The organism is Micromonospora sp. NBC_01638 (assembly GCF_045209745.1).
Taxonomy (GTDB): domain Bacteria; phylum Actinomycetota; class Actinomycetes; order Mycobacteriales; family Micromonosporaceae; genus Micromonospora.
The window spans coordinates 1,650,758-1,664,978 of sequence record NZ_CP109273.1; the positions used below are offsets into that span (position 1 = coordinate 1,650,758).

The 14,221-nt window shown below is 72.3% G+C and carries 14 protein-coding genes; 5 read left to right on the forward strand and 9 right to left on the reverse strand.

Annotation, left to right across the window (positions count from 1 at the left end; all coding sequences use genetic code 11):
- Position 1 precedes the first annotated feature (1 nt).
- From OG811_RS07745 to OG811_RS07760, 4 genes are read right to left on the reverse strand one after another with little or no spacing between them, the layout of a single operon-like run.
- A complete protein-coding gene (locus OG811_RS07745; RefSeq protein ID WP_406072979.1) occupies positions 2 to 1,582 on the reverse strand; it encodes a uroporphyrinogen-III synthase in 1,581 nt (526 codons plus the stop codon).
- Positions 1,579 to 2,547 (reverse strand): hydroxymethylbilane synthase, encoded by a 969-nt coding sequence (gene hemC, locus OG811_RS07750; protein ID WP_406072980.1) that lies wholly within the window; start codon positions 2,545 to 2,547, stop codon positions 1,579 to 1,581. Before hemC ends, OG811_RS07745 begins: the two co-directional genes overlap by 4 nt.
- On the reverse strand, positions 2,544 to 3,941 hold the full coding sequence (locus OG811_RS07755) for a glutamyl-tRNA reductase (protein ID WP_406072981.1): 1,398 nt from the start codon (positions 3,939 to 3,941) through the stop codon (positions 2,544 to 2,546). Before OG811_RS07755 ends, hemC begins: the two co-directional genes overlap by 4 nt.
- Positions 3,938 to 4,708 (reverse strand): redox-sensing transcriptional repressor Rex, encoded by a 771-nt coding sequence (locus OG811_RS07760; protein ID WP_406072982.1) that lies wholly within the window; start codon positions 4,706 to 4,708, stop codon positions 3,938 to 3,940. The genes OG811_RS07755 and OG811_RS07760 overlap by 4 nt, the downstream gene beginning before the upstream one ends.
- A 370-nt stretch (positions 4,709 to 5,078) precedes the next feature.
- Here OG811_RS07760 and OG811_RS07765 point away from each other — a divergent pair, with 370 nt between their 5' ends.
- Positions 5,079 to 6,383 (forward strand): sensor histidine kinase, encoded by a 1,305-nt coding sequence (locus tag OG811_RS07765; protein WP_406072983.1) that lies wholly within the window; start codon positions 5,079 to 5,081, stop codon positions 6,381 to 6,383.
- A 58-nt stretch (positions 6,384 to 6,441) separates the two neighbouring features.
- The gene (locus tag OG811_RS07770; protein ID WP_406072984.1) at positions 6,442 to 7,095 is read left to right on the forward strand and encodes a response regulator transcription factor; all 654 of its coding nucleotides are present in this window, start codon (positions 6,442 to 6,444) and stop codon (positions 7,093 to 7,095) included.
- Here the strand turns inward: OG811_RS07770 and OG811_RS07775 are convergent.
- From OG811_RS07775 to OG811_RS07785, 3 genes are read right to left on the reverse strand one after another with little or no spacing between them, the layout of a single operon-like run.
- Positions 7,076 to 7,738, reverse strand: coding sequence for an HAD family hydrolase (locus OG811_RS07775; protein WP_406072985.1), 663 nt, complete (start codon positions 7,736 to 7,738; stop codon positions 7,076 to 7,078). The two genes, OG811_RS07770 and OG811_RS07775, sit on opposite strands and share 20 nt — an antisense overlap.
- A gap of 20 nt (positions 7,739 to 7,758) precedes the next feature.
- The gene (locus OG811_RS07780; protein WP_406072986.1) at positions 7,759 to 8,013 is read right to left on the reverse strand and encodes a glutaredoxin family protein; all 255 of its coding nucleotides are present in this window, start codon (positions 8,011 to 8,013) and stop codon (positions 7,759 to 7,761) included.
- A 3-nt stretch (positions 8,014 to 8,016) separates the two neighbouring features.
- Positions 8,017 to 8,211, reverse strand: coding sequence for an AMP-binding enzyme (locus OG811_RS07785; protein WP_406072987.1), 195 nt, complete (start codon positions 8,209 to 8,211; stop codon positions 8,017 to 8,019).
- Positions 8,212 to 8,879: 668 nt separating this feature from the next.
- Here OG811_RS07785 and OG811_RS07790 point away from each other — a divergent pair.
- From OG811_RS07790 to OG811_RS07800, 3 genes are all read left to right on the forward strand, one after another.
- A complete protein-coding gene (locus tag OG811_RS07790; RefSeq protein ID WP_406072988.1) occupies positions 8,880 to 9,854 on the forward strand; it encodes an ECF subfamily RNA polymerase sigma factor, BldN family in 975 nt (324 codons plus the stop codon).
- A gap of 288 nt (positions 9,855 to 10,142) precedes the next feature.
- Positions 10,143 to 11,009: a DUF5667 domain-containing protein gene (locus tag OG811_RS07795; protein WP_406072989.1), complete on the forward strand. Its 867-nt coding sequence runs from the start codon at positions 10,143 to 10,145 to the stop codon at positions 11,007 to 11,009.
- Positions 11,010 to 11,105: 96 nt separating this feature from the next.
- Positions 11,106 to 12,011 (forward strand): HAD family hydrolase, encoded by a 906-nt coding sequence (locus OG811_RS07800; RefSeq protein WP_406075582.1) that lies wholly within the window; start codon positions 11,106 to 11,108, stop codon positions 12,009 to 12,011.
- A gap of 9 nt (positions 12,012 to 12,020) precedes the next feature.
- Here OG811_RS07800 and OG811_RS07805 read toward each other — a convergent pair whose 3' ends face one another.
- Together OG811_RS07805 and OG811_RS07810 are read right to left on the reverse strand one after the other, a co-directional pair.
- On the reverse strand, positions 12,021 to 12,899 hold the full coding sequence (locus OG811_RS07805) for a lysophospholipid acyltransferase family protein (protein WP_406075583.1): 879 nt from the start codon (positions 12,897 to 12,899) through the stop codon (positions 12,021 to 12,023).
- A 211-nt stretch (positions 12,900 to 13,110) separates the two neighbouring features.
- A complete protein-coding gene (locus tag OG811_RS07810) occupies positions 13,111 to 14,187 on the reverse strand; it encodes an NAD-dependent epimerase/dehydratase family protein (RefSeq protein WP_406072990.1) in 1,077 nt (358 codons plus the stop codon).
- Between the last annotated feature and the right edge of the window lie 34 nt (positions 14,188 to 14,221).

Sequence of the window (14,221 nt, forward strand, 5' to 3'; positions counted from 1 at the left end):
ACTACCGGAAGCGCAGGGCGGTCGGCCCCTGCACCTTCGAGCCGCGGCGCTGCTTGGCCGGCATGGCGGCCAACTTCTCGCGCAGCTCGACGGCGTAGGCGGCGAGCGCCTCCACCAGGTCGGGCACCGCGGCGTGCGGCGGCTGGACGTCGACCCGCAGGCCGAACTCCGTCGCGGTCTCCGCCGTCTTGGGCCCGATGACGGCAACAACGGTCCGGGCGTGTGGCTTCCCGGCGATGCCGACCAGGTTGCGCACGGTGGAGGACGAGGTGAAGAGCACCGCGTCGAACCCGCCGGACTTGATCGCGTCCCGGATCTCGGCGGGCGGCGGGGCGGCCCGCACCGTCCGGTAGGCGGTCACGTCGTCGACCTCCCAGCCGCGCTCGGTGAGCCCGGCGGCGAGCGTCTCGGTGGCGATGTCGGCGCGCGGAAGCAGCACCCGGCCCACCGGGTCGAGGATCTCGTCGTGCGGGGAGAACTCGGCCAGCAGCCCATCGGAGGACTGCTCCCCGGCGGGGATCAGCTCCGGCTGGATGCCGAACGCGCGGACCGCGTCCGCCGTCGCCTCGCCGATGCAGGCGATCTTGACGCCGCCGAAGTGCCGGGCGTCCAGGCCGTGCTCGGCGAACTTTTCCCAGACCGCGCGGACCGCATTCACCGACGTGAAGATCACCCAGGCGTACCGGCCGTCGACCAGGCCCTTGACGGCCCGCTCCATCTGCGCCGGGGTGCGCGGCGGCTCGACCGCTATGGTCGGCACCTCGCACGGGATCGCCCCGTACGCGCGCAGCCGAGCGCTCATCACGCCGGCCTGCTCCTTCGTGCGGGGTACGAGCACCTTCCATCCGTACAGCGGGCGGTTTTCCCACCAGCTCAGTTTGTCGCGCTGCCCCACCCCGACACCGACGGTGAGGACCACCCGGCCGGTGAAGCCGAGCGCGGCGGCCACGAAGCTGTCCACGGTCGACGTGGTCGTGTACTGGGTCTCGCCGGTGCCGTCGCCGGTCACACCGACGCCGGTGGTGCCGTCGACCCCGGCGGCGAGCAGCCCGTCCCGGACGGCGGCAAGGTCACCGGCGTCCACGGCGAGCGCGAGCGAACCCCGCCCGACGGCTGCGGCCAGCGCCTCGAAGTCCAACGCGCTGACGTCCTCGACGTCAGCGGCGGTACGCACACCCGGCAGCGGGACGCCCGCGTAGGTGGCCACGCCCTCGGCCTGGCCAACGCCGGGCACCACCTCGAAGTGGGCGGCGGTGCGGGCCACGGCCTGCACCTCCTTGACCACCGAGTCGTGGCCGAACGGGTCGCCGGCGACCAGGTGCACCGCGTTCAACCCGGACCGGGCCGCGGAGATCAGCACCTTCGCCACGTCCCCCGGCGCGCCTTCGGCCGGGGTGAACTCGGCATCGTCCCTGGCGTCGGCGCGTACGACGGCGAGCAACGACTCGGGGACTCCCCGGTCGTAGATCACCTGGTCGGCGTCGACCAGGGCGTCATGCGCCCGACGGGTCAGCAGACCTGGGTCACCGGGGCCGGCCCCGACGAACGCGATACGGCCGACGGGCTTACGGGTGCGGGTCATTCTGTGCTCCCAAATTGCTGGGTCCCCGGGCCGGTGTGTCCTTCGTGGCCGAGGATCGAGTCGGCGCCGAGGTCGAGGAGTTCGGCGGCGAGTGCCTTACCGATCTCCGCCGCATCGGCGGGCGTTCCGGTGCGGGACAGCCGGAGATCACGAGTGCCGTCCGGACTGATCACCGCCCCGCGCAGGTAGATCTCATCGCCGTCGTCGCCTTCGGCGAGTTCGGCGTAGGCGGCGACGGGTGCGCTGCACCCGGCCTCCAGGGTTGCCAGAAACGCGCGTTCCGCGGTGACCGCAAAACGCGACGGTGCGTGGTCGAGCACCGCGAGCAGCTCGACCAAGCCCTGGTCGTCGACCCGGCACTCCACGGCCAGCGCACCCTGGGCGGGGGCGGGCAGCATCAGCATCGGGTCCAGCGTCTCGGTGATCACGTCGGCCCGGCCGAGTCGGGCCAGCCCGGCCCGGGCGAGCACGATGGCGTCGAGGTCGGCCTCGGGGCCGAGCACCCGCGCCAGGCGGGTGTCCACGTTGCCGCGGATCGGGGTGACCTCCAGCTGCAGGCCGAGCGCGTGCAGCTGGGCGATCCGGCGCAGCGCGCCGGTGCCGATGGTGGCCCCGGGCGGCAGCTCGGCGAGCGTCCGGCCGCCGCGGGCGACCAGCGCGTCGCGCGGGTCCTGCCGGGCCGGTACCGCCACGATGTGCAGCCCGCCGGCGGCACCCGTGGGCAGATCCTTGTAGGAGTGCACCGCGAAGTCGATCGCCCCGGCGGTCAGCGCGTCACGCAGCGCGGAGACGAACACCCCGACGCCGAGCCGATGCACCGGCGCGCTGGAGCGGTCGCCTGCGGTGATCACCTCGACCAGCTCGACCGGGCGGCCGGTGGCGGCGGTCAGCGCCTCGGCGACGTGGCCGGACTGGGCCATCGCCAGGGCGCTGCCCCGGGTGCCGAGGCGTAGGGGGGCGGTCATCGCGCACCTCCGGTGGGCGGGGTCGGGTCGGTGGCGTCGGCTCCGGACACCGGGTCGGTGCCGGGAAACGCCATGCCGAGGTCGGGGGTCAGCACGTCCGGGACGGTGTCCACCGGCGAGGTCTGCGGCACCTGGAGGTCGAACAGCTCGCGCAGCAGGGCTGCGTACTGGTCGCCGCCGGGCTCCGCGGCCAACTGGCGGACCTTGACGGTGGGCTGGTGCAGCAGCCGCTGCACGACCCGGTGCACCGTGCGGGCCACCTCGGCCCGCAGGTCATCGCCGAGGTCGGGGCGACGCTGGGCCAGCCGGCGCAGCTCGGCGGTGACCACGTCGTCGGCCCGGACGCGCAGCGCGGCCACGGTGGGTGCCACGTCGGCGCCCCGCAACCAGGTGAGGAAGCTCTCCACCTCGCCCAGCACGATCCGTTCGACGGTGGCGGCGTCCGCAGCCGCCGGACCGTCGGCGAGCACCGCCGCCATCCGGTCGATGTCGATCACCTCGACGCCGGGCAGCTCTGCGACGCCCTCCTCGACGTCGCGCGGGACGGCCAGGTCGAGCAGGACCAGCGGGCCCCGGGCCGGGTCCCGTCCGGTCAGCGCCGCGCTGACCACCGGGCGGGTGAGGACCGGTTCAGTGGACGCGGTGGCGGCCACTACGATGTCCACTGTGGAGAGGGTGTCGGCCAGCTGGGTCATCGGCGCGGCGCTCGCCCCGTACGACTCGGCGAGCCGGACGGCGCGTTCGGCACCCCGGTTGCTGACGGTGAGCGGCCCGGCGCCCAGCCGGGACAGCGTGGCCACCCCGAGCGAGCCCATCGCGCCGGCACCGACCACCAGGGCCGGGCGGCCGGCGAGGTCGCCGTCGAGGTGCCCGGCGGCCAGCTCCAGTGCGGCGGTGACGACGCTCTGGCCGGCCCGGTCGATGCCGGTCTCGGCGTGGGCCCGTTTGCCGACCCGCAACGCCTGCTGCATCAGCTCGTGCAGCAGCCGGCCGGCTGAGTCGGTGCCGGTGGCCCAGTGGTACGCGTCACGCAACTGGCCGAGGATCTGCGCCTCGCCGACCACCATCGAGTCCAGACCGGTGGCGACCCGGAAGACGTGGTCCACGGCGGCGGTGTCGTAGTGCACGTACAGGTGGCTGGCGAGCGCCGCCGGCGGGCTGCCGGCCTGCTCGGCCAGGACGGCGCAGACGTCGCCGAGCCCGCCGTGGAAACCGGACACGGCGGCGTAGACCTCCACCCGGTTGCAGGTGGAGACGATCACCGCCTCGGCCACGTACGGCTGGGCGACCAGGCGGTCCAGGGTGCGGGTCAGGTCGGCGGGCGGCACGGCCAGTTGTTCCAGCATGGCGACCGGGGCGGTCCGGTAGGACGCGCCGACAACGAGCAGTTTCACGTGCCGATCGCCTCCTGGGTGTCGGTGGCCGCGAACCCGCCCGGCAGAGCGGTGAGTGCGGACCCGCCGGTGGCGGGCAGCGCGGTCAGCGACGCCTTGCGGTGCTCGTGGAAGGACAGAATCTGCAGCTCAATGGCGAGGTCGACCTTGCGCACGTCGACCCCCTCTGGAACCGAGAGTACGCACGGCGCGAAGTTGAGGATGCTCGTCACACCGACGGCGACCAGTTGGTCGGCGACCTGCTGGGCGGCGGCGGCCGGGGTGGCGATCACGCCGATCGCGAGGGATTCGGCCTCGGCGACCGCTGGAAGCTCGTTGACATGCCGGACTACCAGGCCGTTGATCTCCTCGCCGACCCGGGAGGGATCGGCGTCGAGCAGTGCGGCGATCCGGAAGCCCCGGCCGGCGAAGCCGGCGTAGCCGGCCAGAGCGTGACCGAGATTACCCACACCGACCAGGGCGACCGCCCGGCGTTGGGTGAGCCCGAGCACAAACTCGATCTGCTCGATCAGCAGCGCGACGTCGTAGCCGACGCCCCGGGTGCCGTACGAGCCGAGGTGGGAGAGGTCCTTGCGGAGCTTGGCGGAGTTGACGCCAGCAGAGGCGGAGAGACCTTCGCTGGACACCGTCTCGTGCCCGGCGTCGGCGAGGTTGTGCAGCGCGCGCAGGTATTCCGGGAGCCGAGCGACGGTCGCCTCGGGCAGATCCGGGAGCGCCGGTACGGCACCGGCGCTGCCGGGCGCGCCTGGGTGACGGTGCTGACTCATGAGACTCCGTGCGGTGCGATCCTCGGCCAACTCCGCTGGTGGGCCGCTTATGGACTCCCGCTGGCGACCGAGGTTGCCGGCTGTGCTAGCAGGGCGCGTCGGAGTCACAGCGTAGGCGCTTGTGAAGACGTGCACAAATCGCGATCTTGCCGCTGCGTCACGCGACCTCACCAGCACCTCCATTCCACAAGATCGATCCAGCGGGTCTCAACCCCCACCGTCCGGGCGATTATTACTCAATCCCGACTTCTCTGACCAATCCCGCGCCGAGCCTCACAGGGCCGGCCCGGAAGGGGTAGGGACAGCACTACGGGGGAGAGGCACGGCTTCGGGATGGGGACGGGCAGCACGGATGCCTAGCCTTTGAGACATGACCGCCGTTGCCGCCACCAGCGACCAACCGATCCTGGCACCGAGCATCCCCCGCCAGCTCTTCGTCGACTCCGGGTACGTGCTGCTCGGCCTGCCCCTGGCGGTGGCCAGCTTCGTCGTCCTCGTCGTCGGCCTCCTGGTCGGCATCGGCCTGGTCGTCACGGTGATCGGTCTGCCAATCCTCAGCGGCACCCTGTACGCGGCCCGTGGGCTGGCCGACATCGAGCGGCTGCGGCTGCCCGCGGTGCTCCGGCAACCCCGGATCCGGCCGCACTACCGGCTGCCCGAGGCGGGAGCGAACGCCTGGCGGCGGATTTTCGTGCCGATACGGGACGCCCAGTCCTGGCTCGATCTGGCGCACGGCATCCTGCGGCTGATCGCGGCGGTGGGCACCTTCGCGGTGACCGTGGTCTGGTGGGCCGCCGCGATCACCGGCTCGCTCTACTGGGCCTACGACTGGGCCCTGCCCCGAGCCGACGGCAAGGGTGACAGCGACCTGGCGCAGTTGCTCGGCCTGGGCGACTCGACCACCGCCCGAATCGGTTTGTACACCGCGGTCGGGGTGTTCTTCCTGATCACTCTGCCGATCGTGGTTCGGGGCTGCGCGCTGCTCCAGGCCAGCTTCGCCAAGGCCATGCTGACCGGGGTCGCCGAGATGCGCGACCGGATCACCGTGCTGGAGGAGCAGAAACGGGCCGCCGTGTCCGCCGAGGCGTCCGCGCTGCGCCGGCTGGAACGCGACATCCATGACGGCCCCCAGCAGCGCCTGGTCCGTCTGGCGATGGACCTCAGCCGGGCCCGGATGCAGCTCGCCTCCGACCCGGAGGCAGCCGGCCGGACCATCGACGAGGCGGTCACCCAGACCCGGGACACGCTCGCCGAGCTGCGGGCACTGTCCCGGGGTATCGCCCCGCCGATCCTGGTCGACCGGGGTCTGCCCAGCGCCCTGGCCGCGATCGCCGGCCGCGGGCTGATCCCGATCGAACTTCAGGTCGACCCGCAGCTCGGCACCCCGGCCGGGCGGCTCGACCCGGCGGTGGAGAACACCGCGTACTTCGTGGTGTCCGAAGCGCTGACCAACGTCGCCAAGCACAGCAGGGCCACCGAGGCCGTGGTGGCCGTGGCCCGGCAGGGCGCCGAGCTCCAGGTGCGGGTGGGCGACGACGGGCAGGGTGGCGCGCACCTCGCCAAGGGGCACGGGCTGGCCGGCATCGCCGACCGGGTCCGGGCCGCCGGCGGTGAGCTGCTGGTGGTCAGCCCGGCCGGCGGCCCCACCGAGATCCGCGCGGAGCTTCCGCTGTGAGCAGTCGGGCGCCGCGCCGCGCCCTCGCGACGGGCCGAACGTGGTAGACAACACGACCATGCGCATCGTGATCGCCGACGACGCCGTCCTGCTCCGGGAGGGGCTGGTCCGGCTGCTGACCGAAAGCGGGCACCAGGTGGTGGCCGCCGTCGGGGACGGCGACGCGCTGGTCGAGGCGGTGGTGAAGCACCGGCCGGACGTGTCGATCGTCGACGTCCGGATGCCGCCGTCACACACTGACGAGGGGCTGCGGGCGGCGGTGGAGGCACGACGGCTGGTGCCGCGTACCCCGATCCTGGTGCTCTCCCAGTACGTCGAGGTCTCGTACGCCGATGATCTGCTCGCCACCACCGGCGGTGCCGGCGGCGGAATCGGCTACCTGCTCAAGGACCGGGTGGCCGCGATCGACGAGTTCCTGGACGCGCTGCGCAGGGTGGCCGCCGGCGGCACCGTGCTCGACCCGGAGGTGGTCGGCCAGCTCTTCGCCCGACGTCGCCGGGACGACCCGCTGAGCGAGCTGACCCCCCGCGAGCGTGAGGTGCTCGCCCTGATGGCCGAGGGGCGCTCGAACACCGCCATCGCCCGCGCCCTCGTGGTCAGCGACGGCGCGGTGGAGAAGCACGTGCGCAACATCTTCACCAAGCTCACCCTGCCGCCCGACACCGAGCAGCACCGGCGGGTGCTGGCCGTCCTCACCTATCTGCGGAACTGACCTCCCGGGCCAGGGCGACCGCCTCGGTGAGGGTGTCGGCCACCGGGTGACCGGAGGCGCGCAGCCGGGCCGGATCGGTGAACCCGCCGGTGTAGAGCACCGCACCGCCGCCCACCGCGAGCGCCGCATCCGCGTCGTCGATGGAGTCGCCGATCAGCACCACCGAGGTGCCGTCCACGCCCAGCTCGGCCAGGTGCAGCTGAAGTGACTCGGCCTTACGGCCGCCGCCGACCGTGGCCCGCAGGCCGTCGACCCGGGTGAAGTGGCTGGTCAAACCGTACGTGTGCACGGTCGGCACCAGCTCCTCGTGGAACCACATGGAGAGCAGACTCTGACTGCCCGGCCAGGCGGCCATCGCGGTGCGCGCGTCGGCAGCCAGCTCACAGGTGGTCAACCCGCTGCGGTACGCGTCGTGGAAGATCCGGTCCAGTCGGCCGAACTCGTCGTCGTCCACGGCCTGCCCGAGCACCTCGGCGTAGTACTCGGCGATCGGCCTACGGAACCGCACCCGGTGCTCGTCGGGGGTCACCGTCGGCCCGCCCAGGCTCTCGAAGACGACGTTGGTGGCGGAAACCACCAGGCTGAGGTCGTTGAGCAGGGTGCCGTTCCAGTCCCACACGAGGTGCGGGTGCGCAGGGGTCATCAGAGCACCATAGGCAGCGCTCAGAGCTGCGGCGTGGTCAGGTCCCGCAGCAGCCGGTCCTCCTCGACCCGCCAGTAGCCGTGCTCCTTGCCGTCGAGCATCACCACCGGCAGCCGGTCCCCGTACTCCCGCTCCAGCCCCTCGTCGCCGGTGACGTCCCACTCGACCCACTTGTCGCCGGTGACCGCCACCACCCGGTCGAGCGCCGCCTTGGCGTCGTCGCACAGGTGGCAGCCGGGTCGGGTGATCAGGGCAAGTCGGGCGTCACTGGGCATCGGTTACCTCCGTGCGGGTGTCGGCGATCGCCGGCGGGTCGGGCACTTGAACCGGGCCAGGTTGCGCGCGCAGTGGGCGAGCAACTCCTCGCTGGTCACCGGTCGGCCCTGCGCCGGCACCACGTACGCCCGCACAGTCTCGCCGGTCCGCGGGTGCGGCACACCAGGTACCGCCGACTCGGCCACCCCGGTGAGCACCAGCTCGGCCTCGTGCGGATCGCCGCCCGGCGGACCCGGTCGGCGAGGTTCGACGCGGGGTGGTCTGCCGCTGCGTCCCGCACGGTGATCGAGTCTGGCACAGCGGGCCGTGACAGGCCACGCCCGACGGTTGGGCCGGAGCCCGGACGCCGGCGTCGCGCCAGTCCCACTCACGGGACTGCCCGGTGTGTCACGGGCGATCCGATCAGGTCCTGTCGATGGGACGGGTGACGCCGTCCACAGTCGGTTCGGCGCGCCCGCGCGGCCACCCGGCGCAGCGGACCAGCCGATCAGGCAATGCGCTTCCGACCTGGGAATCCATCCTGGAACACCGGGCCGACGGAAAGTCAATCGCACACGACGGACAACCGGTCCGCCGCTGGTGCGACGGAGCGGGAAATACTTCCGCCTTGTGTAACGGACTTGCCACGCGCGGGTGACGTTGGCCCTATCATCACTCGGGTCGGGTCACCCCATTTGCCGTGAGTCGACACCCCTCAGCCCGAGGAGGCCCCCGTGCCTGTGAGCGCATTGGACCAGCACCTCCAGGGGAATTGCCGCCCGTCGGCAATTCCCGCGACAGTCCTGCCCGACCGGTTGCCCGGTCGGTCCGCCCCGACGAAACACAGACCGGCCCGTCCGGCGACCGACGGGACGGGGGCAACTCGGTGACCACCTTCGGTTACGCGGAACGCCCAGCCGGCCTGACCGGTCAGCCCACCCGCTCCCACGTCAACGAGCGGCCAGCGGCCCGCGCCCCGCTGGACGATTCGCACGGCGCCGCCGTGCGGGGCGACGGCGCGGCGCATCGGATCCGCAGCCGCCCACACCACAACGAGCCGCCGCCGCGGCCCGCGGTGCCCGGCGCGAACGCGAAGCCGGCCGGCGGCCGGGTCGCCGTACCGGCCCGACCGATCATGCCTTCGCAGGGTCGACGGGTCAGCGACACGCCAGCGGTGACCACCGACCCGGCTGCGGGTGAAACAGCGGTCATTCCGGCAGTGCCGGCCATTCCGGCAGTGCCGGCCACCACCGCCACCACCCCGACCGGCTTCCCGAGCCGCCCGGATCCGTCCGACCCGGCCACCGAGGTCTGGATGCTGATCGAGCGGGCTCAGGCCGGCGAGTCCGAGGCGTTCGGTCTGATCTACGACCGATACGTGGACACCGTGTTCCGGTTCGTCTACTTCCGGGTCGGCAACCGGCAACTCGCCGAGGACCTCACCTCGGACACCTTCCTGCGCGCGCTCAAGCGGATCGGCAGCTTCACCTGGCAGGGCCGCGACCTCGGCGCCTGGCTGGTGACGATCGCCCGCAACCTGGTCGCGGACCATTTCAAGTCGGGCCGGTACCGGCTGGAGGTCACCACCGGCGACGTGCTCGACGCCGACCGGGAGGACCGGGGCCCGGAGGGCAGCCCGGAGGCGGCGGTGGTGGAGCACATCACCAACGTCGCGCTGCTCACCGCCGTCAAGCAGCTCAACCCGGAGCAGCAGGAGTGCATCGTGCTCCGCTTCCTCCAGGGCTTCTCGGTCGCCGAGACGGCCCGGGCGATGGGCAAGAACGAGGGTGCCATCAAGGCCCTCCAGTACCGGGCCGTTCGCGCCCTGGCCCGGCTCCTGCCCGACGGCTTCCAGCCGTAGTTTGTTACGGCGGGACCGATGGGGCCGATCAACGTTCGTGCAGCTCAGAGTCGGTCCCGCCCGGTGACGACCATCACTTTCTGTAATTTCCGCCCCGCCAGGCCCGTAACCCGTGCCCGGTCCGCCGCGTTTCTCCGGGTGCGACCGGTAGTTGTCCCGGCAGGCCCGGGTCACCGAGGTCCGACCGGCACGCCGGCGGCACCTCACCTCCGTGGTGTCACACTGCCGCCCGGTCGCTGGCAACGACGGCGGCCGACCGGCCGTGACCAGCGAGAGGAGGTGCCTGCGGTGGACGACATCCTCTTCTCCCGCCGGCGTGCCGAGCGCTTCGCGCAGCTTCTCGACGAGGCCAACGGCGCTCGGCGACACCACGTGCGTTCCCGAGTGGACGGTCAACTCGCGCCGCTCGTCGCAGTGGGCCAGCAACTCAGCGTCGACCCACCGGCTGTCGAGGTGAACCCGGACTTCCGTACCGGCCTGCGGGCGATGCTGCTCGCAACCGCCGAACGGGAAGGGCTGGGCACCGCACCGGCGGCAAGCGAACCGGCCACCACGACCGCCCGTGGGCGACTGCTGCCGGCGGCCACCGCCCGGCGGGCCCGAGCCCGGGGCGCGATCCTGGTCGGCATCGCCGCCGGCGCCATCGCCGTCTCCGGCATCTCCGCCGCCAGCGAGAACGCGGTGCCCGGCGACGCGCTGTACGGCATGAAGCGGTCGACCGAACGGGCTCAACTCGCTCTGGCCAGCTCGGACATCAGCCGCGGCCAGCTCTTCCTGGACTTCGCCCGGACCCGAGTCGGCGAAGCCGCCAAGCTGCGCGGCGACCGCATCGGATACAGCGCGGTCCTCGACGACATGGACGCCGACACCCGGCAGGGTGTTCGGCTGCTGACCGCCGCCTCGGTGCAGCGGGCCGAGTCGGGCAGCCTGGACACGCTCAACATCTTCGTCTCCGGCCAACGCCGGGCGGTGAGTGCCCTGCTCGACGGGAGCACCCACGTCGACCGGGGGCGGACCCAGCGGTCGCTGCTGCTACTGGACAGCATCCGGGAGCGCTCGGACACACTGCGCGCGGCGATCGCCTGCGGCCTGCCGGTGCCGACCACCAGCGACGCCCTCGGCCCCGACCCGAGCACCTGCCCGGGGGCTCGCTGACCCCGCGCCCTTATACCGCACGTTTGACCGGCCGCGCCACAGTTCGTTCTGTGCCCGGCCGGTCGACCGTACGCGGCGGCTACCCTCGCTGGAGGCATCCGTCGTACCGGTGAGGAAGGGAATCGTGTGGCGCGCAGCCGTAAGGTGACGGTCAGCACTGACGCCGCCGGGCACACCGCCGGCTGGGCGGAGACCGACCTGGCCCCGGTGGCCGCCCCCGCACCGGACCCGACCGCGGCGGCGTTCTTCGACGTGGACAACACGATGATGCAGGGCGCCTCGATCTACTGGTTCGCCCGTGGGCTCGCCTCCCGGAACTACCTCACCACCGCCGACCTGACCCGATTCGCCTGGCAGCAGCTCCGGTTCCGGCTGCTGGCCCGGGAGCACGCCGGTGACATGTCCCTGGCCAGGGAAGCCGCGTTGGCCTTCGTCGAGGGCTGGCGGGTCGACGAGGTGGAGCGCCTCGCGGAGGAGATCTTCGACGAGATGATGGCTCCGCGGATCTGGGCCGGCACCCATCAGCTCGCTCAACGTCACCTCGACGCCGGTCAGCGGGTCTGGCTGGTCAGCGCCGCCCCGGTGGAGATCGGCCGGGTGATCGCCGCCCGGCTCGGCCTGACCGGTGCCATTGGCACGGTGGCCGAGGTGGTGGACGGGGCGTACACCGGGCGGTTGGTGGGTGACCTGATGCACGGGCCGGCGAAGGCCGAGGCGGTCACGCAGCTCGCCGCGGTGGAAGGGCTCGACCTGATCCGCTGCGCGGCCTACAGCGACTCGACGAACGACCTGCCGCTGCTCTCGGCCGTGGGCAGGGCGGTGGCCGTCAACCCGGACGGCTCCCTGCTGCGGCAGGCCCGCCAGCACGGCTGGGAGGTACGCGACTTCCGCACCGGCCGTCGGGCGGTCAAGATCGCCGTACCGTCGACTGCGGCGGCCGGGCTGGTCGCCGGCGCGGTCACCGTCGGCCGGGCCCTGCAACGCCGCCGCCGCGCCGGCTGACTCAGGCGCTCAGGGGCCGAAGGGGTCGGGCCGTCGCTCCAACAGCGTGTGCAGGGTCTGCTGGATGGTCTCCCGCACCTGGTCGGCGAGGTTGAAGACCACCAACGGGTCGTCCGCCGAGTCGGTCAGGTGAGCGGTGGGGATCGGCGGGCAGAACTCGATCAGCCACTTACTGGGCAGCGGCACCATGCCCAGCGGGCCGAGCCACGGGAAGGTCGGCGTGACCGGGAAGTATGGCAGCTTGAGCAGCCGCGCCAAGGGCTTGATGTCGGCGAGCATCGGGTAGATCTCCTCGCCGCCGACGATGGCGACCGGCACGATCGGGGTGCCGGTGCGCAGCGCCGCCGAGACGAAGCCGCCCCGCCCGAATCGTTGCAGCTTGTACCGGTTGGCGTAGAGCTTGCCGATGCCCTTGAAGCCCTCGGGGAACACACCGACCAGATCGCCGCCACCGAGCAGCCGCTCGGCGTCCGGGTTGCAGGCCACCGTGCCGCCGGTCTTGCGGGCGAGCTCGGAGACCACCGGCATCCGGAAGACCAGGTCAGCGCCGAGCAGCCGTAGGTAGCGGTGAGCGGGGTGCTTGTCGTGCAGCGCCGCCGAGAGGATCAACGCGTCCAGAGCCACCGTCCCGGAATGGTTGCCGACCACCAGGGCGGGCCCATCGACGGGCACGTGCTCCACCCCACTGACCTCGGTGCGGAACCAGTCCCGGTAGAGCAGCCGCAGCAGTGGGTGGAAGACGGCGTCGGTCAGATCCGGGTCGAAGCCGAACTCGTCGACCTCGTAGTCGCCGGAGAGCCGTCGGCGCAGGAACGCCAGGCCGTTCGCGACCTTATGGTCCCAGGGGTCCCCCGGCCGGTCCGGCACCGCCGGCTCGACCGGCGTCAGGGGCCGCGTCGGCGTCGGAGGCGGGGTCGGCGCGGCCTGAGCGTCCGGTCGATGTCCGTTGCGCCGCGCCAGCGCCGCGTCCGGTGCGGGCAGCTTCTGCGGTACGTCGAAACGCCCGACCCCCTGCGAGTCGCGCCCCTCCCCCGGCCCGGTCACGACGCCACCTCAGTTCGCGACTGCGGCGCTCGCAAAACCGGCTCACTCCTCGCGCTCACGACGACCGCTCCCGCACTGCCGAGCGGACCTGCCGGATGCCGTCGAGGACGAGCTGCTCGGCGGCGGCCAGCTGACCCCGCGTGACCACCACCCCGCCGTGATGGGCGCGGATGAAGTCCTCGAACGCTTCGGCGGTGGAGCGGGGCGTGAAGCCGTACTCCTGCTCAAGCCGGGTGGTGTCGACAACCCGGCCGTGCACGAAAAGGTCGACCTGGTCCAGGCCGTAACGGCCGAAGCCCATGCTGCGGGCCAGCGCGGCGGCATTGGAGAGACCCGGCTCCAGCACCGGCACGGCCACCCGACCGGCCCGCCGGATCGCCTGAGACAGCGACAACACCCCCGGACCGGCGACGTTGTACGTGCCGGGGTGGTCCTCCACGATCGACCGGTGCAGCACCTCCAACGCGTCGTCGAAGTGCAGGAACTGCAGACGAGGGTCGCGGCCGAAGACGGTTGGCACGAACGGCTGCGCGAAGTAGCGGGTCAACGTGGTGTCGGCGGTCGAACCGATGAACGGGGCGAAGCGCAGCACCGTCGCGGTGACGTCGGACCGGCGGCGCCGGAAGCCGCGGACGTACCCCTCAAGGTCGAGGATGTCGCGGCCGAAACCGCCGCGCGGCACCTCGCGGGGCTCGGTCTCCTCGGTGAAGACCGCCGGGTCCCGGAACGACACCCCGTACGCGGCGGTCGACGAGCGGACCACGAGCTTGCGCAGCCGGGGCGCACGTTGACAGGCGGCGAGCATCTGCATGCTGCCGATGACGTTCTGCTCCTTCATGGCCGACCGGCCACCGTGCTGCGGATCGGGGGAGCTGACCAGCGCGAGGTGCACCACCGCGTCGACGTCCAGGTCGACGAGGAGGCCACCGAGCGCACCGGTGTCGACGCGGATCCGTTCGACCCGGTCCAGCAGGTTGGTGAACTCGGTGCCGGAGTCCGGCGCGTCCACCCCGATGACCCGTTCGATCCGCGGGTCGGCGGCCAGTCGGGCCGCCACGTGGGCACCCAGATAACGGCCCACCCCGGTGACGAGGACGACCCCCGGAGCACCTGAGGTGCCACCGGGGGTCATCTGACGCACCTACCCAGGCAGGAAGGATCGAGCC

What these genes read in the sequence shown, in the direction of transcription:
- OG811_RS07745 (WP_406072979.1), bottom strand. Translation starts at nt 1,582, where the DNA reads ATGACCCGCACCCGTAAGCCCGTCGGCCGTATCGCGTTCGTCGGGGCC.
- OG811_RS07810 (WP_406072990.1), bottom strand. Translation starts at nt 14,187, where the DNA reads ATGACCCCCGGTGGCACCTCAGGTGCTCCGGGGGTCGTCCTCGTCACC.
- OG811_RS07765 (WP_406072983.1), top strand. Translation starts at nt 5,079, where the DNA reads ATGACCGCCGTTGCCGCCACCAGCGACCAACCGATCCTGGCACCGAGC.
- OG811_RS07780 (WP_406072986.1), bottom strand. Translation starts at nt 8,013, where the DNA reads ATGCCCAGTGACGCCCGACTTGCCCTGATCACCCGACCCGGCTGCCAC.
- OG811_RS07775 (WP_406072985.1), bottom strand. Translation starts at nt 7,738, where the DNA reads ATGACCCCTGCGCACCCGCACCTCGTGTGGGACTGGAACGGCACCCTG.
- hemC (WP_406072980.1), bottom strand. Translation starts at nt 2,547, where the DNA reads ATGACCGCCCCCCTACGCCTCGGCACCCGGGGCAGCGCCCTGGCGATG.
- OG811_RS07770 (WP_406072984.1), top strand. Translation starts at nt 6,442, where the DNA reads ATGCGCATCGTGATCGCCGACGACGCCGTCCTGCTCCGGGAGGGGCTG.
- OG811_RS07760 (WP_406072982.1), bottom strand. Translation starts at nt 4,708, where the DNA reads ATGAGTCAGCACCGTCACCCAGGCGCGCCCGGCAGCGCCGGTGCCGTA.